The following is a 22,679-nucleotide window of genomic DNA, read 5'->3' on the forward strand; positions in this document are numbered from 1 at the left end:
GACCCGCCTCAGCGGGTCAGACGGCGTTCTTCGGGTCGCCGTGGCAGCGCTTGTACTTCTTGCCCGACCCGCAGGGGCAGGGCGCGTTGCGCTCGACGTTCCCGTACGCGGCCCGCTCGGCCGACGTGGTGCGCACCCGCGTGTGCTCGACGTCGCCCTGCTCGCCGGGGGCGGAGTATTCGAGCTCGGCCGGGCGCTGCGGCGCGCGCAGGGCGGTGGAGATGATCGACCGCGTTTCGGTGACCGCGGCGTCCTCCTCCTCGACGATCGGGTTCTCCTGCACCTCGACCTCGAGGTTGAACAGGAAGCCGACGGAGTCCTCCTTGATGCCCTCCAGCATCGCGGAGAACATCTCGAAGCCCTCGCGCTGGTACTCGATCTGCGGGTCCTTCTGCGCGTAGGCCCGCATGCCGATGCCCTCGCGCAGGTAGTCCATCTCGTAGAGGTGCTCGCGCCACTTGCGGTCGAGCACCGACAGGATGACCTGACGCTCGAAGTTGCGCGTGGCCTCGGCCCCGAGCTGCTCCTCGCGCCTGGCGTACGCCTCCAGGGCGTCGGCCTTGATCTTCTCGGAGATGAACTCGGCGGTCAGCTCCTCGCGGCTGCCGGCCTCCTCGACGAGGTTGTCGATGGTGACCGTGACCGGGTAGAGCTCGCCGAACGCCTTCCACAGCCGGTCGAGGTCCCACTCCTCGGCGAAGCCCTCGGAGGTGGCGCCCGCGACGTAGCCGTTGATCACGTCGCCGATGAAGCCGCGCACCTGCTCGTGCAGGTCGGCGCCCTCCAGCACGCGGCGGCGCTCGGAGTAGATCACCTTGCGCTGCCGGTTCATGACCTCGTCGTACTTCAGAACTTCCTTGCGGATCTCGAAGTTCTGCTGCTCGACCTGGTGCTGGGCGGAGGCGATGGCCTTGGAGACGATGCCCGACTCGATCGGCTGGTCGTCGGGGATGCTCAGCCTGTTCATGATCAGCTCGACCCTGGCCGCGTTGAACAGGCGCATGAGGTCGTCGCCGAGCGAGAGGTAGAAGCGCGACTCGCCGGGGTCGCCCTGACGGCCGGAACGGCCGCGGAGCTGGTTGTCGATGCGGCGCGACTCGTGCCGCTCGGTGCCCAGCACGTAGAGGCCGCCGAGCTGGGTGACCTCGTCGTGCTCGGCCTTGACGGCCGCCCTGGCCTTCTCCAGCGCCTCGGGGTAGGCCTTCTCGTACTCCTCCGGCGTCTCGACCGGGTCGAGGCCGCGCTGGCGCAGCTCCAGGTCGGCGCGGAACTCGGAGTTGCCGCCGAGCATGATGTCGGTGCCTCGACCGGCCATGTTCGTGGCGACGGTGACGGCGCCCTTGCGGCCCGCCTCGGCGATGATCGACGCCTCACGCGCGTGGTTCTTCGCGTTGAGCACCTCGTGCGGCACGCCGCGCCGCTTGAGCGCCTTGGACAGCCGCTCGGACTTCTCCACCGACGTGGTGCCCACGAGGACCGGCTGGCCGGCCTCGTAACGCTCCTTGATGTCCTCGACGACCGCGTTGAACTTGGCGTCCTCGGTCTTGTAGACGACGTCCGGCTGGTCCTTGCGGACCATCGGCCGGTTGGTCGGGATCGGGACGACGCCCAGCTTGTACGTCTGGTGGAACTCGTTGGCCTCGGTGGCGGCCGTGCCGGTCATGCCGGACAGCTTGGCGTAGAGGCGGAAGTAGTTCTGGAGGGTGACCGTGGCGAGAGTCTGGTTCTCGTCCTTGATCTTCACGCCTTCCTTGGCCTCGATGGCCTGGTGCATGCCCTCGTTGTAGCGCCGGCCGTGCAGCACGCGGCCGGTGAACTCGTCGACGATGAGCACCTCGCCGTCGGCGACGATGTAGTCCTTGTCCTTCTTGAACAGCTCTTTCGCCTTGAGCGCGTTGTTCAGGAAGCCGACCAGGTGGGTGTGCTCGGGCTTGTAGAGGTTGTCGATGCCGAGCCAGTCCTCGACCTTCTCGACGCCGGCCTCCAGGATGCCGACCGTGCGCTTCTTCTCGTCGACGATGTAGTCGCCGGTGCTCTCCTCGCCCGGGTTCTTCGCCTCGACGCCCTTGCGCAGCCGCGGAACGATCTTGGCGAACTCGCTGTACCACTTGCCCGACTGCTCGCCGGGGCCGGAGATGATCAGCGGGGTGCGGGCCTCGTCGATGAGGATCGAGTCGACCTCGTCGACGACGGCGAAGTTGTGGCCGCGCTGGACGCACTCCTCCAGCGACCACGCCATGTTGTCGCGGAGGTAGTCGAAGCCGAACTCGTTGTTGGTGCCGTATGTGATGTCGGCCTCGTACTGCTTGCGACGCTCGTCGGGCGCCTGCCCGGAGACGATGCAGCCGACCTCCAGCCCGAGGAAGCGGTGCACGCGGCCCATGGTCTCGGCGTCGCGCTTGGCCAGGTAGTCGTTGACCGTGACCACGTGGACGCCCTTGCCGGACAGGGCGTTGAGATAGGCGGGCAACGTACAGGTCAGGGTCTTGCCCTCACCGGTGCGCATCTCGGAGATGTTGCCGAGGTGGAGGTTGGCGCCGCCCATGATCTGCACGTCGAAGTGCCGCTGGCCGAGCACGCGGCGGGCCGCCTCGCGGACGGTCGCGAACGCCTCGGGAAGCAGGTCGTCGAGGCTCTCGCCGTCGGCGTAACGCTGCTTGAACTCGTCGGTCAGCGCGCGCAACTCCGCGTCGGACAGGCTCGTGAAGTCGTCCTCGATGGAGTTGACCTGATCGGCGATCCGCTTGAGCTTGCGCAGAGTCTTGCCTTCGCCGGCACGTAGGATCTTGTCGAGAATGGCTGCCACTTTATGTAAAGCTCCTCGCAGGTCTACCCCGGCGGCGCCGCCAGGAGGAGAGGCCGAGACAAACTTCCCCGGTTGCCATCGTAGGCGGTTCCGCAACCAGACACAGCCACCGTGACGACGAGGGCGCCGGACACGTCTGGGAGAATGGGGCCAAGGCAGAGGGTATGCCGGTTGAGCGCCGGTTCGCACCAATAGCGGGATATCCGGCAAAGGAAGGATTAGTCATGGTTGAGGGGAAGAAGTCCGAGCACACGGAGAATCTCGGCAGCCACGGCGGGCGCGCCTCCTCGTGGCTGGCCGTGACTGTCATGGTGGTGGGCACCATCGTGGCCGGCTTCGGGCTGACGGCCGACAACTGGACGCTGGTCTGGGTCGGCGCCGGTGTGTTCGTCGTCGGCGGCATCCTCGCCCTCGTCTTCGACATCTTCACGGACGTGGTGATCGACGCGCCGCGCGTCGGCATGCGCGCCGAAGACCACCGCTGACCCACCCGGCGCACGGCGGGCCCCGACGGATCGGGCGCCCGCCGTTCCCATGCCCGGCCCCCTCCGGGACTCTTTGTTCTCGGCATCCAATTCCCCAACCCCGGTACATCGGCGTGTCGCCCCCGGCCCGCTCACCCCGGCCCCGGACCTCCTGTCCGTAGCCCCGGCCCGGACGTCCTGTCCGTAGCCCCGGCCCGGACGTCCTGTCCGTAGCCCCGGCCCAGACGTCCTGTCCGTAGCCCCGGCCCGGCCTGCGCGCGTGCCCGCCTGCCCGTGCCCCTCGCTCCGCCCGGCCTGCCCCTCGCTGCCGCCGCCTGCACCGCCGCGCCGCGTGCCCCGCTCCGCCGCGTGCCCCGCTCCGCCTGCGGACGTACCGGGCGGGCCGATTCTGTCGGTGGGCGCCGCTAAATTCCTCGCATGGATAGCTCTACCGTCCCCCAACGCCGCCCGGGGTTCGCCGCATGACGAACGTGACCGACCTGACCGCCGACGAGGCGCGCCGGGTCATCCTGCGCGCCCAGGGGCTCATCGGCGCCGACGCGCGCAAGGGCGGGGTGCGCGGCATGCTTCGCCGGCTCGGCGCCGTACAGCTCGACACGATCTCCGTCCTGGCCCGCTCCCACGAGCTGGTCGCCTACGCGCGCCTGGGCGCGGTGGGCAGGCCCACGGTCGAGCGCGCCTACTGGCACGATCCCGCCCAGAGCTTCGAATACTGGTGTCACGCCGCCTGCATCCTGCCCATCGAGCACTGGCCGCTCTACGCCTTCCGGCGCCGCGCCTACCGCGACCGCCGCTACCGCTGGCACGAGGTGCCCGACAGCGTCGACAAGCTGCTGCAGCAGGTGCGCGACTCGGGCCCGCTCACCACGTCCGACGTCGGCGGCGCCAAGAACGGCGGCCCGTGGTGGGACTGGTCCGACTCCAAGATCGGGCTGGAGTGGCTGCTCGACATCGGCGAGATCACCTGCGTGCGCCGCGTCGGCTGGCGCCGCGTCTACGACCTGACCGAGCGCGTCGTGCCCGCCGACCTGCTGGCCGACGACCTGCCTGACGAGGAGTGCGTCGTCCTGCTGGCCGCCATCGCGGGCCGGTCGCTCGGGGTGGCCAACCGTACCGACCTGCTCGACTTCCTGCGGCTCAAGGGCAAGTACGCGGCGATGCTCGACCAGGCCCTGCTCAGCGGCGCCGCCGGGCTGGTGCCGGTCCAGGTGGCGGGCTGGCCGGCGAAGAGGGGCCAGGCCAACGCGTGGGCCGATCCGCAGGCGCTGGAGTCCGAGCCGCGCGGCCGCCACCGCACGACGCTGCTGTCGCCGTTCGACTCCCTGATCTGGCACCGCGGCCGCACCGAGCGCGTCTTCGGCTTCAAGTACCAGCTTGAGCTCTACGTGCCCAAGGAGAAGCGCGTCCACGGCTACTTCACGATGCCGGTGCTGGCCGGGGGCCGTCTGATCGGCCGGGTCGACCCGGCCCGTGAGGGCACCACCCTGGTCGCCCGTCAGGTCCATCTGGAGCCCGGCCTGTCCCCGGCCAAGTGGGCCGACGCCCTGCGCGACGCCCTGTGGTCGGCCGCCGACTGGGTGGGCTGCGACGCCGTCCGCGTCGAACGCACCGACCCTCCGGAGCTCGCCCACCTCCTGACCGGGCCCCGGCCGTAGCCCCAGGCGGGCCGGCACCACGGCCGCGCCCGCCACCGCCAGATATGGGGAACAGGGGACGAGGGACGGCGATCACGCCGAGCCACCGTTCCTGAAAGCCCCGAGGAACCCGAGGAACCTGAAGGGCGGGTTCAGGCGCGCGACCGGCAAGCTCTGCACGAGCCCGCGCCACAGTCACGTGATCGCGCGACCGGCGGCGCCGTCACGCGGTCAGGAGGCGCGGCCGGCGGCGCCGTCACGGGATCAGGGGGCGCGACCGGCGGCGGCGTCACGGGACCAGGAGGCGCGGCCGGCGGTCTCCGCACGGGACCGCGCCAGGGTCATGTGATCTCCAGCATGCGTTCGCGTACCGCGTAGACCACCGCTTCCATCCGCGAGTGGAGCTGAAGCTTGTCGAGGATGTTGCGGACGTGGTTCTTCACCGTGTTCTCGGAGATGAACAGCTGCTTGGCGATCTCGCGGTTGTTCATGCCCTTGGCGACCAGGCGCAGGACCTCCATCTCGCGGTCGGTCAGCCGGGGCACGGGGAGCTGCGGCGGGCGTTCGGCCTCCTTGCGGCTCATGTTCGCGAACTCGCTGATGAGCTTGGCGGCCATCGCCGGGTTGATTAAGGACTGGCCCTCGTGCACGCCCCGCACCGCGGCGGGCACGTCGTTGATCTGCACGTCCTTCAGCAGGTAACCGGTGGCGCCGGCCTTGATGGCCTCGAAGAGGTCCTCCTCCTCGTCGCTCACCGTCAGCATGATGATGCGGGTGCTCGGGACGGAGGCCCTGATGCTCTTGGTCGCCTCGATCCCGTCCTGCCGGGGCATGCGCACGTCCATCAGCGCGACGTCGGGCATGAGGCGATCGGCCAGTTCGACCGCCTCCTGCCCGTCGCTCGCCTCACCGACCACCTCGATGTCGGGCTCCGCGGCCAGCGTCAACGCCAGGCTTCGCCGGATCAGCTCGTGATCGTCAACGATCAGCACGCGGATCGGCTCGCTGTCTGCCGTGCGGACCTCGCCGGACTCGGTCACGAGCCCTCCTCGGTCCGACTTGCGCCTGCCTTGCTCACGGGGAACCTGCTCATCGGACGGCCGCTCCGCTGTCACGCCCGGTCGGGGCCGTAGCGGCGGTCCGCGTGGCGGTTGTCCCGTCAGTACCCTCGCTTCGCTCGCTCATCTGAACCTGACTGAGCTCGCTCACGTCTCCTCCTCGTCGGGGGGCCAGAGCCGTCGGACCGCCATGATGGCACGTATGGCACGGTCCTCGGGTGGTCGAGAAGATCTTCCGGTGTGCGATCAGGGCTCTACGAGCCGCAACACGCCGTAGTTGTACCCGCGCCGGTTGTAGACCACGCTCGGCAGGCCGCTCTCCTTGTCGCGGAACAGGTAGAAGTCGTGCCCGACCAGTTCCATCTCGAGCATGGCCTGGTCGATGGTCATGGGTTCCGCTCTGTGGAACTTCTCCCGCACGACGAGCGGACCGTCGCCTTCCATCTCGATCGGGACGATGTCGTCGTCGAGCTTCTCCTCCTGCACCGGCAGGTCCTCGTAGGACTCGGCCGGCTCGGGGACGGGCTTGGTTCCCGGGGACGGCGGGCCGGCGATGTCAGGGAGCGTCGCGGTGAACTCCGCCACCGAGGGCGGGCAGTGGTTGCCGTGATGGACCTTGCGCCGGTCGGCCAGCCTGCGCAGGCGGCCTTCCAGCTTGTCAAGGGCTAGGTCGAGGGCTACGAACCGGTCGTCGGCCGAGGCTTCGGCGCGGATGGCCGGGCCTTTCGAATGGATGGTGAGTTCGACGCGCTCGCGCTGGTCGGCGAGGCGAGGGTTGCGTTCTTTGGACACCTCCACATCGACTCGGATGAGTTTGTTGTCCAGACGTTCGATCCTGGCCAGCTTGGTCGTCACCTGGTCTCGGAACCGGTCACTCACTCCTGTGTGCCGACCCTTGACGATGATGTCCATGCAACAGCCCCCCTTCGTCTAACGACTGAGCAAGAGCGCCCGACGATGTGCGTACCGGACGGGGTTTCCTGTCCGCCTCTCTGTCACCGCTACCCTCTTCCGCCACGACGTCACCGGGTTCTCGGGTGGCACCCGTCCGGCCGACCTGGTCTTCGACCCCACATTCGCCTGCTGAGGATTTCGCAGCTCTGTTGCCACTACTGCCCTTCTCTTCTGACGAGGGACATCTGGACCCTCGGGAAGGCAGGACTTACCCCTAAGCCGCACCGTGATCGGTCGACAAAGAGTCGCCTTACGTGGACCGTTTTGCCTGCGGCTGGCCTCGGCTAGCAGAGCCGGGGACACCGGCTCTGCGCAACCACGGACCCGGACGGGTGCCATGTCAGAACGCTATCCGCATCCTGGGCGAATGTCAGCCGGAGCCTCGGCCAAAGGATCACTTTCCGTGATTTTCCCGGGGTTCCGGACGCCCGAATGACCCCGGCGCCGGCGCTCGCCAAGCCCTGCGGCCACGCGCCTTCCGGCCGTCTGAGCTGTGCCACCTCTTGTTCCCCCCAAGAGACATCCCCCCTTCAAGACGCCCCCAAGAATTGGATCTTTCTTTACCGACAGTGATGCCAGGCGTTTCAAGATCTTCGGCGTGTCGCGGCGACGGTGGCCGCCAACGGCACCCGCAGCCCGGCGGCGCGCAGTGCCCGCGCGGCTTCGGTGAGCGAGGCGCCGGTGGTCACGACGTCGTCCAGCAGCACCGCAGACGGCCCTGGAGGGCCTTTCGGACGCCCGGCCACACAGAGGGACCCGGCGAGGTTGGCGGCGCGCTGTGTGGAGCTCAGGCCCGCCTGGTCGGACACCCGGCGAGTCTGCCGCAGCGCCGCCCACGGCTCGGCCGGCACGCCGGACGCGACCAGATGACGGGCGACGAGCACCGCCACCCGGCCCATGGGATCGTGCCCGCGGACCCGCAGCGCCCTCCTCGCGCTCGGCACCGGCACGACGGCGAGCGGCCCCCGAGCCCATCCGGCTCCGGCCCCCGCCGCCGCGCCCAGCGCCGTGAGCACGGTGAAGGCCAGCACCTGCGCCAGCACGCCGGCCAGCCCCACCGCCCCCCGCTCCTTGTAGGCCAGGATCGCCGCGCGGGCCGCGCCCTCGTACGGCGTGGCCGACCAGCACTCGGGCAGGCCGGGCGGGCCCGGCTCAGGCCCGCGCCTGGCGGGCGCGACCGCCATCCCGGCCGCGCACCCGGCGCAACACCGCGCCCCGGCACGCCCGCAGCCCACGCAGGACTGCGGCAGAAACACATCGAGCACCCCCGCCAACACGCCGCCCAGCATGCCCGCCCCCACCGACAGTTCCAGGACACACGCCTCCCAGCCCGGCCGGGAACCCCGGTCAGCGAGACGAGGTGGAAGGCGGCGCCGAGGGCGGCCTCAGCCCGGGCGAAGAAGGGAACGCCCCACGCGGAAAGCGGCGCCAAAGACGAGCCTCACCCCGGGTGAAAGACGGAACGCCCCTGCGGATGCGGTCCCGGGGACGGGTTCAGCCCAGGGGGAAGAACGGGTTCTTGGCGTTGGGTTCGATCTTGCTGGTCCAGCCCTGACGGTCCTGGTTGAGCTCGATGATCTTGGGGCCCTTCTCGGTGCTGGCCTCCGCGAGCACCCGCCCGTTCAGCGCCGTCACCCTCGCCAGCCGGTCCTTCAGCGGGATCCCGATGGTCTCGCCGTCGCCGATGTCGATCTCGTTCAGGATCTGCCCGGCCTTGCTCTGGATGAGGACGAGCAGGTGCTCGTCGTCCTCCCAGGCGATGTCCTCGATCTTGTACTCGACCTCCGTCGAGGTCAGCGTCTGGAGGTTGCCGAGCATGGGCCCGTTGAGCCCCTCGCTCAGCGCCCCGAGCTGCACGGTGTTCTTGCCGGTGCGCAGGGCCACCCGCACGCCGTCCCTGGCGATCCGGAACGCGGTGACGTCGAGGCCGTCGAGCCCGGGGGCGGAGACGCGCTCGGGGCCGCGCCCGCCGTTGGGGTCGTACCGCAGGACCACCTTGTTGTGCTGGTCGAACGTCCACAGGGAGCCGTCGCGGCGCCAGGTGGGGTCGGTGAGGTCGGCGCCCTCGATGACCTGCTGCCAGCGGCCCTCGGGGGTGAGCCCGGCGATCGAGATGCCCGTGGAGGTGCGCGCCGCGACGATCGCGCCGGTCTGCTGGGTGGACAGCGCGAACGCCTTGAAGTCGGTGTTCCCCTCCCCCGCCGGCCCGGACACCGCGACGCCCGAGCTCTCGTTGCTCATGACGTGCACGGACCCCTTGCTGGTGTAGTACGGCGTGCTGCCGCCGTTCTCCAGCCAGTGGGCCTCCAGGTTGGGCGGCTCGGTCCAGTACTGCTCGCCGTCGACCTGCACCTCGATGGTGCGGCTGTTGGCGACCTTGTTGCTGGTCAGGCTGTACTTGAGCTGCGCCACCAGGGCGGCCTTCTCGCCCAGGTCGAGCGGCAGCAGCGGGCCCGAGAAGTTGATCAGGACGCGGTCGTCGCCGGTGCCGACCGACTCGACCTGCGTGCCCTCGGGGAACACGGTGCCCACGGCGCCGCGCAGCGCGCTGCTCGGCCCCTTGAGCAGCCGCTTGACGATGGTCTGGGCGAAGGTCTCGGTCGGCTTGAGCCGCAGGCACACCCGGTCGACGACCAGGCGCTCGCGGGCGCTGTTGAGGTAGTACAGGTTGGTCAGCCGGTACGCCCGCGCCACGTCGGACTTGGTGAGCAGCAGCCCGTCCGGCAGGTCGTCGACCCGGTAGACGCCGCGGGCGTCCTTCTTCAGCACGAACAGCCGCTCGGGCGCGTTCCCCGACAGCGGCACGTACGCGTCGTCGGGGTCGATGCGGGCGACCTGCTTGCCCTTGAGCCCGTACGTCTCCGCCTCGTCGCCCTCGCCCGGATCCACCTCGTAGACGTCCTCGATCACCGTCACCGGGCCGGACGCCTTCCACTTGGCCTGGGCCTTGGGCGTCAGGTACCTGGCCAGCACGGTGGGGTCGTCGGGGTAGGCCGCCATGGCCGCCTGGAGGCCCTTGATGAGCAGCTCGGGGTCCCAGTCGTCGCGCGGCGGGACGGCGATCATGCGCTGGAACGGCTTGTTCAGCGGATCGCCGCCCCCGGTGTCGCTCACCGTGTACGGCCCGCTCACCGGGATCACGGTGCATCCCGAGCCCGCGCACGCCACGGCCGCGGCGAGGGCGACCGCCGCGCCCACCCGTCTAGTCCTCCTCATGGCCGCCTCCGTCCCCCGAGGCCGGGAGCAGCACCGGCGTCATGTGGCTGCGCCAGGTGCGCCGCATCTCGATCTCGGGCGGCACCAGCGACAGCGGCGAGCCCTTCAGGTCGGCCCCGGCCAGCCTGGGCAGCGTGAGGCGGAACTGCGAGCCCTCGCCCGGCTGCCCCCACGCCTGGAGCCAGCCGCCGTGCAGCGTGGCGTCCTCGCGGGAGATGGCCAGGCCGAGCCCGGTGCCGCCGATCGTCCTGGCCCTGGACGGGTCGGCCCGCCAGAACCGGTCGAACACCATGGTCTCCTCGCCCGGCTTGAGCCCGATCCCGTGGTCGCGCACGGCGACGGCGACGGCGTCCCGATCGGCCCCCACGGTCACCACGATCTCCCTGCCCTCGCCGTGCTCGATGGCGTTGAACAGCAGGTTGCGCAGGATGCGCTCGACGCGGCGGTTGTCGACCTCGACCATGCACGGCTCGTGCGGCAGGCGGATGTCGAAGCGGGTGGAGTGGCGCTCGGCCAGCGCCTCAGAGTCGGCGATGGCCCGGTGGACGACGTCGCGCATGTCCACGGAGTCGACGTCGAGCGTGGCGGCGCCGGCGTCGTAGCGGCTGATCTCCAGCAGGTCGGCCAGCATCGACTCGAACCGTTCGAGCTGGGCCTGCATCAGCTCGGCCGAGCGGGCGGCCATGGGGTCGAAGTCCTCGCGGGCGTCGTACAGCAGGTCGGCGGCCATGCGGACGGTGGTCAGCGGCGTGCGCAGCTCGTGGGAGACGTCGGAGACGAACTGGCGCTGGACCTGCGACAGCTCCTCAAGCTGGTGGATCTTGAGCGCCAGGTTGGCGGCCATCTCGTTGAACGAGTTCGCCAGGCGGGCCAGGTCGTCCTCGCCGCGCACCTTGAGGCGTTCGTCCAGCTTGCCGGCGGCCAGGCGCTCGGCGGCCTGGCGGGCCAGCCGCACGGGCGTGACGACCTGCCGCGCGACCAGGTACGCGATGGCGGCCAGCAGCAGCACGAGCCCGAGCCCCACCACGACGATGGCCAGCCGCACGTTGGACAGCAGCTCCTCTTCCTCGCTGAACGGGAAGAAGTGGTAGACCTGGTAGTCCTCGCCGGTCTGGGGCTCGTGCACGACGCCGCCGACCACGTACGTCAACGTGGCCTGGCTCTGCCCGGAAAACCTGATCGACTCGATCTGGGCCTCGGTCTTGCCGTACTCGGCCCGGTTCATGTTCTTCTGCAGGCGCTGCCGGAGCGAGGGGGGCACGTCGGCCTGCACCACCCGGCCCGAGGCCCGCGACAAGCCTGGCTTGGCCTCGTTGAGTATGAGGACGTCGTAGCGCTTCTTGGAGCCGTCCTCGCCCGACCCGGTGACGGTGTCCATGACCTCGTCGAGCGGGTTGACCTTCTGGTCGGTGTCGGGGGCCTTGGCGCCGTCGTCGGAGGGCGGGATCAGCGCGTCGGCGATCTGCAGCCGGTCGGCGTACGCCTCGTTGAGCGACGACTGCTGGCTGCTCGCGACCACGGACCTGTTGATCTCGTCGGACAGGAACGTGCCGAGGACGACCACGACGGTCACGGAGATCACCAGCGTGCTGGTGACCACCTGGAGCTGGAGCGAGCGCCGCCACACGCTGCGCACCCGGCCCGCCGCACGGCGCACCCTCCGGCGGACGCCGCCGAGAATCTGGCGGATCGTCCGTCGGCGAGCTTTTCTGGTCGGGGGCATGGCGGGGCGGGGCGAAGGCTAGGCGGGGCCGGCTTTGTAGCCCACGCCGCGGACCGTCACGACGATCTCGGGGTGCTCGGGGTCCTTCTCGATCTTGGCGCGGAGTCGCTGCACGTGCACGTTCACCAGCCGGGTGTCGGCGGCGTGCCGGTAGCCCCAGACCTGCTCGAGCAGGACCTCGCGGGTGAAGACCTGGCGCGGCTTGCGGGCCAGGGCGACGAGCAGGTCGAACTCCAGCGGCGTGAGGTTGATCGTCTCCTCGCCGCGCTTGACCGAGTGGCCGGCCACGTCGATGGTGATGTCGCCGATCTGCAGGATCTCGGGCGTCGGCTCGTCGGTGCGGCGCAGCCGCGCCCGCACCCGCGCCACGAGCTCCTTGGGCTTGAACGGCTTGACGATGTAGTCGTCGGCGCCGGACTCCAGCCCGAGCACCACGTCGATCGTGTCGCTCTTGGCGGTGAGCATCACGATCGGCACCCCCGACTCCGCCCTGATCCTGCGCGCCACGTCGATGCCGTCGGCGCCCGGCAGCATCAGATCGAGCAGGACAAGGTCCGGGCGTGTATCCCGGAACGCGTCGAGGGCCTTGTCGCCGTCGGAGACGAAGGACGGCTCGAAGCCTTCTCCGCGCAACACGATGCCGAGCATCTCGGCGAGAGCGGCGTCGTCGTCGACGACCAGCACGCGACCTTTCATGGCCCCTCATTCGTTCTACGCATTGTGGGACATACCCGCACGATCGCTGAAGGTTACCCTTGGTCGGCCCATGTGTGGGACATGAGCCCTACGAAAGGCGAATTTCAGGTTCCCCCCGCAACCACAAACCCAGTCTGCGGTAACGGAGCGACTTTCGGCCATCCCCGGCTGCCTTCCTTGCCCCGTTTCGCCGATAAATGCGGGCAAGATGAGCCGGCGAATCACCTCGGTGACACCAGCCACCCGCCCAGCGTGCCAGGATTGGGATATGTCAGACGGTCACGGACGCACGCCCGAGACGCCCCCAGGCTGGTCTGCCGAACAGCCCCCGCCCTACAGCGCCCCGCAGGCTTCACCGTGGACCGCGCCGGGATCGCCCACGCAGACGCCGTACGGCCAACCGTACGAGCCGCAGGGCGAAGCCCCCCAGCCGCCGCCCTACGGCCCGCCGGGGCCTCAGCCACCCTACCCCCAGCCGGGCCACCCGCAGTCCGGTCCTCAGCAACCGGGCCACCCTCAGCCCGGATACCAGCACCCCGGACATCAGCAAGCCGGATACCAGCAGCCCGGCTACGGCTACATGCCGCCGCCCGCGCTGCGGCCCGGCATCATCCCGCTGCGGCCGCTGGGGCTCGGCGACATCCTCGACGGCACGATCAAGCTGATCAGGTCCAACCCCAAGGCCGTGCTCGGCCTGTCCGCCGTCGCCGCCCTGCTCGGCGCGGTGCCGCTGGCCGTGGGGCAGGCGGTCATGTTCGGCTCTATGGGCGACGTCTTCGCCGACCCGGAGGCCGCCTCCGCCGGTCTCGACAGCTTCTACGGCCTCGTCGCCCAGTACGGCGGCATGCTGGTCTCGTACGCGATCCAGTTCGTCGTGGTCACGGTGCTGACCGGCGTGCTGACGCGCATCCTCGGCCGGGCCGTCTTCGGCGGCAACATCACCGCCGCCGAGGCCTGGCACCTGAGCAAGGGCCGGCTCCCGGCGCTGTTCGGGGTCGTCGGGCTGATGGCCCTCATGATGATCGTGCCCCTGATCGTCCTCACGCTGGTCGTGGTGGCGCTGGCGATGAACGTCTCCTCCTCCGACGGCGTCGGGCTGATCCTCGGCGTGATGCTGCTGTTCGTCCTGCTGTTCATCCCGTACTACCTGTTCATCACCACGCGCTTCGCGTTCGCCGCGCCCGCCGTGGTGCTGGAGGGCAGGGGGCCGATCGACGCGATGCGGCGCTCGTGGCACCTGGTGACCGGTGACTTCTGGCGGGTGCTCGGCATCCTGCTGCTGACGTCGCTGCTGGTCGGGCTGGTGTCGGGGGTGCTGTCGGTGCCGTTCTCGTTCGGCGGGACGCTGATCGGCATGCTCGGCGCCGGATCGCCGGGCTCTGCCGTGGTCGCGGCGGTGTTCATCGCCATGGGCGCGACGCTGAGCGCGATGTTCTCCTACCCGTTCCAGGCCGGCGTCTCCGGCCTGCTCTACGCCGACCGGCGCATGCGCGGCGAGGCGTTCGACCTCGTGCTTCAGACGGCGGCGATCGAGCAGCAGCGCCAGGGATGGGTGCACGCCTCGGCCGACGACCTCTGGCACCCGTCCAACTCAGCCAGGTCGTGAGCCCGGTCGGCCGGGAGGAGGCGGCGCGCAAGGCGGCCGAGGAGCTCCTCAAGCCCGGATACGAGAAGGAATCCCTGTTCGACCAGCTCTACCGGCGTCTCGTCCAGTTCATCGGCGACCTGACCGACGCCGCGACGGGCGGCGGCCCGGCCGGCGGGATCATCGCGGCCGTCCTGATCACGCTCATCATCCTGGGCGTGATCCTGCTGGTCGCCTGGCGGCTGCGCAGAACCGCCCGCAGGAACGCCATGGCCGTCGGCGGGCTCTACGGCGAGCGCGTGCTCAACGCCGCCGAGCACCGCAGGGCCGCCGAACGCCTGGCCGCCGAGGGCGACTGGACGCAGGCCATCCGCGAACGCCTCCGCGCCATCGCCCGCGACCTGGAGGAACGCGCGCTGGTGGACGGCATGCCGGGCCGCACGGCCGACGAGCTGGCCGCCGAGGCGGGCAGGGCGCTGCCCGGCTTCGCCGCCGAGCTGGCCGCCGCCGCGCGCTCGTTCGACGACGTCAGCTACGGCGGCGTGCCCGGCACGCAGGCCGCGTACCAGGCGATGAGCGACCTGGACGAGCGGCTGCGCCAGGCGCGGCCCGTCCCGCTCGCCGTGGGAGGCGGGCCGTCGTGAGCGTCACCGCCTCCGCGCCGGGGCCCGCCGGGTCCTCGGCCTCCGCCGCCGCGCCGGGGGCCGCCGGGCCCTCCGCCTCCACCTCCCCCACCGCCCGCTCCACCTGGCGGGCGAGCCGCATGATCGTCGTGCTGGGCCTGGTCGTCGTCCTGGTCGCGGTGGCCGCGGTGCTGCTCGGCCCTGAGCGGGGCCCCTCCCGTTTCCTCGACCCCGCCGACACCTCGCTCGACGGGTCGAAGGCGCTGGCGGAGCTGCTGCGGGCGCGGGGCGTCCAGGTGGACCGGGTCGACTCGGTCGAGGCGGCCGCCGCCAAGGCCGCGGGCGGCGGCCGGCTGCTGCTGGTCACCGACCTGACCTACCTCGACGAGCACCGGCTCGCCGAGATCCCCGGCGACCGGCTGATCGTCGGCGACCTGCGCGGCCTCGACGTGCTGGCCCCCGGCACGAGCACCGAGCGCGAGCCGTCACGGGTGCGTTCCCGCGAGCCCGGCTGCGCGCTGCCCGCCGCCACGCGGGCCGGCAGCGCGTACGTCGGCGGCCTGGTGCTGAACGGCCCGCCCGGCGCCGCCGCCTGCTACCCGGCGGGCGAGGGCCACTCCCTGGTCAGCTACCGCACCCCCGACGGCGCCGTCATCACGGTCGTCGGCGACGGCGCGTTCATGACCAACCTGCGCCTGCCCGAGGACGGCAACGCGGCCCTCGCGCTCAACCTCGTCGGCACCGGCAGGCCGGTCACCTGGCTGGTCCGTCCGGACAATCCGCCCCCGCTCGACCTGCCCGGCTCCGAAGGCAGGTCGATGTACGAGCTGATGCCCCCGAGCGTGCCGTGGGCGATCCTGATGACCTGCCTGACCGTGGCGCTCGTCGCGTTCTGGCGGGGACGCCGCCTCGGGCCGGTGGTGACCGAGAGGCTGCCCGTCGTCGTGCGGGCCGCCGAGACGGTCGAGGGCCGCGGCCGGCTCTACCGCGCCAGGAGGGCCAGGCAGCGGGCCGCCGACTCGCTGCGCGCCGGCACCGTCGACCGGCTCACGCCCCGCCTGGGCCTGGCCCCGGGCGCCGGGCCGCACGAGCTGGTCGCGGCCCTGGCGGCGCGGATCGCCGACGACCCGCAGGTGGTCGGCGCCGCACTGTACGGCCCGCCGCCGGCCGACGACGCCGGGCTCGTCGCGCTGGCCGGGTACTTGGACTCCATCGAAAGGCAGGTCAGTGAACTCTGAGGAGACTTTCCGCGTGGCCCCCTCGGGCGAGGCGGCCAGGGAGGCGCTCGGCGCGCTGCGGGCCGAGGTGTCCAAGGCCGTGGTCGGCCAGGACGCCGTGGTCACCGGGCTCGTCATCGCCCTGCTGTGCCGGGGGCACGTGCTGCTCGAAGGCGTGCCCGGCGTGGCCAAGACGTTGATGGTGCGCACTCTCTCAGCGGCCCTGTCGCTCGACTTCAAGCGCGTGCAGTTCACGCCCGACCTGATGCCGGGCGACGTGACCGGCTCGCTGATCTACGACGCGAAGACCAGCGAGTTCGAGTTCAGGGAGGGGCCGGTCTTCACGAACCTGCTGCTCGCCGACGAGATCAACCGCACCCCGCCCAAGACGCAGGCGGCGCTGCTGGAGGCCATGGAGGAGCGGCAGGTGAGCGTGGAGGGCGCGGCCCGTCCGCTGCCCGACCCGTTCGTGGTCTGCGCGACCCAGAACCCGGTCGAGTACGAGGGCACCTACCAGCTCCCCGAGGCCCAGCTCGACCGGTTCCTGCTCAAGCTGACCGTGCCGCTGCCGCCGCGCGACCACGAGATCTCGGTGCTCGAACGGCACGCGCGCGGCTTCGACCCGCGCGACCTGTCCGACGTCAAGGCCGTGGCCACGGCCGAGGACCTGGCGGCCGGCCGCGAGGCGGTCTCCCAGGTGCACGTGGCCCCCGAGGTGCTCGGCTACATCGTCGACGTGGCCCGCGCGACCAGGAGCTCGGCGTCGCTGCAGCTCGGCGTCTCGCCGCGCGGCGCGACCGCGCTGCTGGCCGCCTCCAGGGCGTGGGCGTGGCTGTCCGGGCGCCCCTACGTGACGCCCGACGACGTGAAGGCGCTGGCCAGGCCGGCGCTGCGGCACCGCGTCCAGCTCCGGCCCGAGGCCGAGCTGGAGGGCGCGACCGCCGACGGCCTGCTCGACGGCATCCTGGCCTCGGTCCCGGTCCCGCGCTGATGGCCCGCTCCGAGGCACGCGAGAGGTCCGCGGCGGGCTCGGCCGGGAGACGCCGATGGCTCTGACGGGACGCACCGGGCTGCTCGCCGCGGCCGGGATCGTGGTCGTGCTGCTCGCGCCGCAGCCCGGCGCCGCGCTGGCCGGGGTCTGCCTGCTGCTGGCCGCCGCGATCATCGTGGACCTGGTGTTCGCGGGCGCCGTGCGGCCCCTGCGGTTCCACCGTTCGGGCGACACGCTCGTCCGGCTGGGGCAGACGGCCACGGTCGAGCTGATCGTGGAGAACCCGGGCCGCCGGCGGGTGCGCGGGCGGATCAGGGACGCCTGGCCGCCCTCGGCCGGGGCCGTCCCCCGGGTGGCCGGGCTCGACGTGCCGGGCGGCGAGCGGCGCAGGATCGTGGTCACGCTCAACCCGACCAGGCGCGGCGACCGGTCGTCGGTGGCGGTGACCGTGCGCTCGGTCGGGCCGCTCGGCCTGGCCGCCCGCCAGGGGAGCCACCGTTCGCCCTGGTCGGTGCGGGTGCTGCCGCCGTTCCTGTCGCGCAAGCACCTGCCGTCCAGGCTGGCCCGGCTGCGCGAGCTCGACGGCCGGCACCCGGCGCTGGTGCGCGGGCAGGGCACCGAGTTCGACTCGCTGCGCGAGTACGTGGTGGGCGACGACGTGCGGTCCATCGACTGGCGGGCCACGGCGCGCCGCAACGACGTGGTCGTGCGCACGTGGCGGCCGGAGCGCGACCGGCGCGTGCTGATCGTGCTCGACACCGGCCGCACGTCGGCGGGCCGGGTGGGCGACGCGCCGCTGCCCCTGGCCGGGGCCGCCGCGCAGGGGTCTGGGCTGCTGGTACGTCCCGACCCGCGGCCCGCCCCCGGCTGGCCGCGGCTCGACTGGTCGATGGACGCGGCCCTGCTGCTGGCCGCGCTCGCCGCCAGGGCCGGCGACCAGGTCGACTTCCTGGCCTACGACCGGGCGGTGCGCGCGTGGGTGAGCGGCGCGTCCCGTACCGAGCTGCTGTCGTCGCTGGTCAACGTGATGGCGCCGATCGAGGCCGAGCTGGTCGAGGCCGACGGGCAGGGCATGGTGGCCGCCGTCCTGTCCCGGGCCAAGCGGCGCTGCCTGGTCGTGCTGCTCACCGACCTCAACGCGGCGGCGCTCGACGAGGGCCTGATGCCGGTGTTGCCGCAGCTGTCCTCGCGGCACCTGGTGCTGGTCGCGGGCGTGTCCGACCCGCGGGTGGCGGCCATGGCGGCCAGGCGCGGCAGCACCGAGGAGGTCTACGACGCGGCGGCGGCCGAGCAGGCCCAGCTCGCGCGCAGGCGCATCACGGCCAGGCTGCGCCGGCACGGCGTCGAGGTCGTGGACGCGCCGCCCGAGGACATCGCGCCCGCGCTGGCGGACGCCTACCTGGCGCTGAAGGCCGCGGGCCGGCTCTGAGACGTGGGCTCCTAGGCCGTGGGGGCGACGTCGGGGGCGCGTTCGACGTCGCCGGTCTCGTTCTCGCGCAGGGCTCTGCGGCCGAAGACGATCACGTACGCCAGGAAGGCCGCCTCGGCGAGCACGCCGATGCCCACGCGCACGGCCGTGGGCAGCCCGGACGGCGTCACGAACGCCTCGATCAGGCCCGACACGAACAGCACCACGACCAGCCCGAGCGCCACGCTCATCACCGCCCGGCCCTGCTCGGCCAGCGCCTCCAGCCGCCTGCGCGGCCCGGGATCGATCACCGTCCAGCCCAGGCGCAGGCCGACGGCGGCGGCCAGGAAGACGCCGGTCAGCTCCAGCAGGCCGTGCGGCGTGATCAGGCCGAAGAAGATGTCCAGCTTGCCCCTGGAGGCCATCAGCCCGGCCGAGACGCCGACGTTCTCGGCGTTGCTGTAGAGGATGAACGGGATGGGGATGCCGAGCAGGATGGCGTAGATGATGACCTGGGCCGACACCCAGGCGTTGTTGACCCACACGTGGCTGGCGAAGGAGGCGGCGGGGTGCTCGGAGTAGTAGTCGGCGAAGTCGTGGTCGACGAGCTGGGCGATCTCGTCCGGCGAGGCGATCGACGCCTGCACGTCGGGGTTGGCGGCCACCCACGCCCCCAGCACCCACGCGACCGCGATGCTGGCCAGCGCCGCGGCCAGCCACCACCACCGCGCCCGGTAGGCCACCACGGGGAAGGTGACGGTGAAGAAGCGGGCCAGCTCCCGCCAGGCGGGCGTGTGCGCGCCGGTCACCGCCGACCTGGCCCTGGCGACCAGCGCCGACAGCCGTCCGGCCAGCACCGCGTCGCGGGAGGAGGAGCGCACGATGGACAGGTGCGTGGACACCCGCTGATAGAGGTCGACCAGTTCGTCCACTTCCGCGCCGGTCAGCGAGGAGCGGTTCTTGACCAGGTGGTCGAGCCGGTCCCAGACGGGGCGGTGTGCTGTGACGAACGCGTCGATGTCCACCCGACCATTGTGGCCGCTCGTTCAGTGCGGCATTGCCGTTAGGCTCCACATATGTCAGAGGTTGTGACCGGGGACGCCGTCGTCGTCGAGGTGCGGGTGGCCCAGATGCCCTCGCGCGCGCTGGCGTTCGTCATCGACATGACGGTGCAGCTCGTCGTGCTGATCGGCGCGTACATGCTTCTGGGCGCGTTCGCGGTCGTCACGGACGACGCCATGCTCGGCGCGGCCATGATCGTACTGCTGGTGCTGGTCATGATCGGCTACCCGGTGCTCTTCGAGACGCTCAGCAGGGGGCGCAGCCTCGGCAAGCTGGCCCTCGGCCTGCGGGTGGTCGCCGACGACGGCAGCCCGGAACGCTTCCGGCAGGCGCTGTTCCGCGGGCTGGCCGGGCTGGTGGAGTTCTGGATGTTCTCCGGCGCGCCCGCGCTGATCTCCTCGCTGGTCTCCCAGCGCGGCAAGCGGCTCGGCGACATCTTCGCCGGGACCATCGTGATCTCCGACCGGGGGCCGCGCGAGAGCGGGCAGGCCATCCTCATGCCGCCGCCGCTGGCCGCGTGGGCCGCCACGCTGGAGCTCTCCCAGCTTCCCGAGGAGGTGGCGCAGGCCGCCCGCCAGTACCTGATGCGCTGGCACGACCTCACGCCGCAGGTCCAGCACGACATGGGGGTGCGCATCGCGACGCAGACCGCGGCCTTCGTGTCGCCGGCCGCGCCCGCGGGGGTGCCGCCGCACGCGTACCTGAGCGCGGTGCTGGCCGAGCGCCGGCGGCGGGAGGAGGCCCGCTTCGCCCGCCAGGCCGCCCTGGCAGCCGGCGGCGCGCCGCGGCCCACGCCGTACGCGCCGTACCCGCAGCCGGGACCGTACGCGCAGTCTGGACCGTATGCGCCGCAGGGGCCGTACCAGCAGCAGGGGCCGCAGCCGCAGATGCCCGCTCCGGGGCAGATGCCTCACCGGCCTCAGCCGGGGCCCGCGCCGGAGCCGCCGAAGGCGACTCCGGGCGGGTTCGCGCCGCCGCAGTGAGCCGGCGGCGCGGATCGTTCGGCGGGGTCAGTTGCCGCCGGGGACGCCGCGCCCGTGCTCGGGGTACGAGCCCTGGGTCTGCGCGTTCAGCAGGCCCATCTTGACGCTGTTGGCCTGGTTCGTCCGCGGGTCGTTGAGCTTGAGCACGTCCAGGCCCAGGTTGAAGTCCGAGCCGTAGATGTAGCCGTTGTAGTAGTACGCCGACCAGAAGCCGCCGTCGAGCGGCGGAGCGGTCTCGTCCGGCCCGCGCTCGAAGTAGGCGATCTCCTGCGGGTGGGCGGAGTCGGTGAAGTCCACCACCGAGATGCCGCCCTGGTACCACGCCTGGACCATGACGTCGCGGCCCTTGACCGGGATCAGCGAGCCGTTGTGCGCGACGCAGTTCTCGGTGTCGGCCTGGTGACGGGCGATCTTGAAGTAGCCCTTGAACACGAGCTGCCCGCCGACGATGTCGTAGTAGGCGTTGGCGCCCTTGTTCGGGCCGATGGCCGCGTTGCAGGTGGCCCGGCTGCCGCCGCCCAGCTCGTCGGTGAAGACGACCTTCGTGCCCTCGTTGTTGAACGTGGCCGAGTGCCAGAACGCGAAGTTCACGTCATCGCGCACCTTCGCGGTGACCTTGGGCTGCTCGGGGTCGGAGATGTCGAGCAGGATGCCCTCGCCCATGCAGGCGCCCGCCGCGATGCCCTTCTCGGGGTAGGCGGTGATGTCGTGGCAGCCGGTGGTGGCCGACTTGCCGTTCGGGTACGGCAGCGGCAGGCCGGGGTTGCCGCCGTCGGGGAACAGGTTCGGCGTCGCGACGACGGCCGCGGCGGCCGGGTTGTCCAGCGGGACCTTGATGATCGAGATCAGGTCGTGCGGGGGCTTGCAGTCCGGGTAGTTCGCGTTGGGGCCGTAGGAGGAGACGTAGATGTAGACGTTCTTGCCGTCGCGGCCGGGCACCAGCGTGTTGGTGTGCGAGCCGCAGTTGGTCTCGACCGACTTGACGTACTTGGGGTTGGACTTGTCGCTCACGTCGAAGATGCGCATGCCCTCCCACGACTCCTTGACGGAGGCGCTCTGGGAGGTGCTGCTGCACGAGTCGTCGTTGCGCGAGGAGTCGACGGACCCGAACAGCAGGTTGCCGTAGACGGACATGTCCATCTGGCCGCCGGGGCACACGACCGAGCTCACCAGCGACGTCTTCTTCGGCTGCTTGATGTCGTAGATCGAGAAGCCGTAGTAGTTGCCGACGAAGGCGTAGTCGCCCTGGAAGGCCATGTCGGTGTGGATGTCGGACAGCGCCTGTGGCTTGGGCACGTTCGTGACGTGCGTGATGTTCGAGCTCATGACGATCTCGCCGGGAGCCGGGATGTCCGCAGCCTGGGCGGGCAGTGTGGCGCCCGTTGCCGCCACGAGGGCGGCGACCAGGATGAGGGCCCTGCGGGGGGTGAACACTCCGTGGTCCTCCTATAAAGGGGGCATAAATCTCCGTCATCGTCGCTCACGCCGCCACGACCTGGCCAGTGTCCAATGTGTCAAATCTTGTTCCGTTTCAACCTCTTTCGCTTGAGCGATACATGGCCTAGAGTCCGCATTCTCGTCCCGAGCCAGTCAGGAGGCCGAGTGCGCGGCGCGCTCATCGTCATCGCGGGCACGCTGATTGCCCTGTCCGGCTGCTCCTCCGGCGCGTCCTCCGCGCCGCGGGCCGACTCCACCGCGCCGGTGCTCGCCCCCGGCCGGCCGGGCGAGCAGGCCCGCACGCTGGCCCCGGGCGAGGCGGCCACCGCCGTCCCCGGGCCCACGGCCAACGCCGCCGACATCACGTACGTGCAGGACATGATCGTCCATCACCGACAGGCCCTCGACATGGCGATCCTGGCTCCCACCAGGGCGGACTCCGTCAAGCTCAAGGGCCTGGCCGACCGGATCAAGACGGCCCAGGGCCCGGAGATCCAGTACATGACCACCTGGCTCAAGGAGCAGGACCAGAAGGTGCCCGACCACCACGCCGCGCACGGCGACATGCCCGGCATGGCCACGCCCGAGCAGATGGCGGCGCTGAAGGCGGCCACGGGCAAGGACTTCGACCGGCTGTTCCTGGAGCTGATGATCAAACACCATTTGGGCGCCCTGGAGATGTCCGAGCGGGTCCTGACCGCGGGCTCGCACATCAAGATCGAGGAGCTGGCCACGGACGTCAGCGTCACCCAGACGGCCGAGATCGGCCGCATGCAGGAGATGCAGGCGGCGCCCTAGCCT

18 protein-coding genes are annotated in these 22,679 nt (G+C 71.1%); 9 read left to right on the plus strand and 9 right to left on the minus strand.

Annotation, left to right across the window (positions count from 1 at the left end; translation table 11 throughout):
- Positions 1-16: 16 nt before the first annotated feature.
- A complete protein-coding gene (gene secA / locus ACIBST_RS08580) occupies positions 17-2,806 on the minus strand; it encodes a preprotein translocase subunit SecA (RefSeq protein WP_397170217.1) in 2,790 nt (929 codons plus the stop codon).
- 224 nt (positions 2,807-3,030) lie between these two features.
- Here secA and ACIBST_RS08585 point away from each other — a divergent pair, with 224 nt between their 5' ends.
- Positions 3,031-3,291: an HGxxPAAW family protein gene (locus tag ACIBST_RS08585; RefSeq protein WP_397170219.1), complete on the plus strand. Its 261-nt coding sequence runs from the start codon at positions 3,031-3,033 to the stop codon at positions 3,289-3,291.
- Between the two features lie 461 nt (positions 3,292-3,752).
- On the plus strand, positions 3,753-4,946 hold the full coding sequence (locus tag ACIBST_RS08590) for a winged helix-turn-helix domain-containing protein (RefSeq protein ID WP_397170221.1): 1,194 nt from the start codon (positions 3,753-3,755) through the stop codon (positions 4,944-4,946).
- 320 nt (positions 4,947-5,266) lie between these two features.
- Here the strand turns inward: ACIBST_RS08590 and ACIBST_RS08595 are convergent, their stop codons facing one another.
- The 6 genes from ACIBST_RS08595 to mtrA form a co-directional block, all read right to left on the minus strand.
- On the minus strand, positions 5,267-5,965 hold the full coding sequence (locus tag ACIBST_RS08595) for a response regulator transcription factor (protein ID WP_352326269.1): 699 nt from the start codon (positions 5,963-5,965) through the stop codon (positions 5,267-5,269).
- Between the two features lie 264 nt (positions 5,966-6,229).
- Positions 6,230-6,895: a ribosome hibernation-promoting factor, HPF/YfiA family gene (gene hpf, locus ACIBST_RS08600; protein ID WP_397170222.1), complete on the minus strand. Its 666-nt coding sequence runs from the start codon at positions 6,893-6,895 to the stop codon at positions 6,230-6,232.
- A 626-nt stretch (positions 6,896-7,521) separates the two neighbouring features.
- On the minus strand, positions 7,522-8,121 hold the full coding sequence (locus ACIBST_RS08605) for a ComF family protein (protein WP_397170224.1): 600 nt from the start codon (positions 8,119-8,121) through the stop codon (positions 7,522-7,524).
- 310 nt (positions 8,122-8,431) lie between these two features.
- Positions 8,432-10,153 (minus strand): LpqB family beta-propeller domain-containing protein, encoded by a 1,722-nt coding sequence (locus tag ACIBST_RS08610; protein ID WP_397170226.1) that lies wholly within the window; start codon positions 10,151-10,153, stop codon positions 8,432-8,434.
- On the minus strand, positions 10,140-11,876 hold the full coding sequence (mtrB, locus tag ACIBST_RS08615) for an MtrAB system histidine kinase MtrB (RefSeq protein ID WP_397170228.1): 1,737 nt from the start codon (positions 11,874-11,876) through the stop codon (positions 10,140-10,142). Before mtrB ends, ACIBST_RS08610 begins: the two co-directional genes overlap by 14 nt.
- Before the next feature lie 18 nt (positions 11,877-11,894).
- Positions 11,895-12,572: an MtrAB system response regulator MtrA gene (gene mtrA / locus ACIBST_RS08620; RefSeq protein WP_043620615.1), complete on the minus strand. Its 678-nt coding sequence runs from the start codon at positions 12,570-12,572 to the stop codon at positions 11,895-11,897.
- Between the two features lie 580 nt (positions 12,573-13,152).
- Here mtrA and ACIBST_RS08625 point away from each other — a divergent pair.
- From ACIBST_RS08625 to ACIBST_RS08645, 5 genes are read left to right on the plus strand one after another with little or no spacing between them, the layout of a single operon-like run.
- A complete protein-coding gene (locus tag ACIBST_RS08625) occupies positions 13,153-14,178 on the plus strand; it encodes a glycerophosphoryl diester phosphodiesterase membrane domain-containing protein (protein ID WP_397170230.1) in 1,026 nt (341 codons plus the stop codon).
- Positions 14,175-14,801 (plus strand): DUF4129 domain-containing protein, encoded by a 627-nt coding sequence (locus ACIBST_RS08630; RefSeq protein WP_397170232.1) that lies wholly within the window; start codon positions 14,175-14,177, stop codon positions 14,799-14,801. Before ACIBST_RS08625 ends, ACIBST_RS08630 begins: the two co-directional genes overlap by 4 nt.
- Entirely contained in the window at positions 14,798-16,018 is a 1,221-nt protein-coding gene (locus tag ACIBST_RS08635) for a DUF4350 domain-containing protein (RefSeq protein WP_397170234.1), read from the plus strand. Before ACIBST_RS08630 ends, ACIBST_RS08635 begins: the two co-directional genes overlap by 4 nt.
- Positions 16,019-16,031: 13 nt before the next feature.
- Positions 16,032-16,988 carry an AAA family ATPase gene (locus tag ACIBST_RS08640; protein ID WP_397170236.1) on the plus strand — a complete coding sequence of 319 codons (957 nt, stop codon included), beginning with the start codon at positions 16,032-16,034 and terminating at the stop codon, positions 16,986-16,988.
- A 55-nt stretch (positions 16,989-17,043) separates the two neighbouring features.
- On the plus strand, positions 17,044-18,417 hold the full coding sequence (locus ACIBST_RS08645; protein WP_397170237.1) for a DUF58 domain-containing protein: 1,374 nt from the start codon (positions 17,044-17,046) through the stop codon (positions 18,415-18,417).
- A gap of 11 nt (positions 18,418-18,428) precedes the next feature.
- Here ACIBST_RS08645 and ACIBST_RS08650 read toward each other — a convergent pair whose 3' ends face one another.
- Positions 18,429-19,421, minus strand: coding sequence for a stage II sporulation protein M (locus ACIBST_RS08650; RefSeq protein ID WP_397170239.1), 993 nt, complete (start codon positions 19,419-19,421; stop codon positions 18,429-18,431).
- A gap of 51 nt (positions 19,422-19,472) precedes the next feature.
- Between ACIBST_RS08650 and ACIBST_RS08655 the strand changes: the two genes are divergently transcribed.
- Positions 19,473-20,441 carry an RDD family protein gene (locus ACIBST_RS08655; RefSeq protein WP_397170241.1) on the plus strand — a complete coding sequence of 323 codons (969 nt, stop codon included), beginning with the start codon at positions 19,473-19,475 and terminating at the stop codon, positions 20,439-20,441.
- Between the two features lie 27 nt (positions 20,442-20,468).
- Here the strand turns inward: ACIBST_RS08655 and ACIBST_RS08660 are convergent, their stop codons facing one another.
- On the minus strand, positions 20,469-21,875 hold the full coding sequence (locus ACIBST_RS08660; RefSeq protein ID WP_397170242.1) for an LVIVD repeat-containing protein: 1,407 nt from the start codon (positions 21,873-21,875) through the stop codon (positions 20,469-20,471).
- Between the two features lie 168 nt (positions 21,876-22,043).
- Here ACIBST_RS08660 and ACIBST_RS08665 point away from each other — a divergent pair, with 168 nt between their 5' ends.
- The gene (locus ACIBST_RS08665; protein WP_397170244.1) at positions 22,044-22,676 is read left to right on the plus strand and encodes a DUF305 domain-containing protein; all 633 of its coding nucleotides are present in this window, start codon (positions 22,044-22,046) and stop codon (positions 22,674-22,676) included.
- Positions 22,677-22,679 lie beyond the last annotated feature (3 nt).

This window comes from Nonomuraea sp. NPDC049684, from assembly GCF_044465345.1.
Taxonomy (GTDB): domain Bacteria; phylum Actinomycetota; class Actinomycetes; order Streptosporangiales; family Streptosporangiaceae; genus Nonomuraea.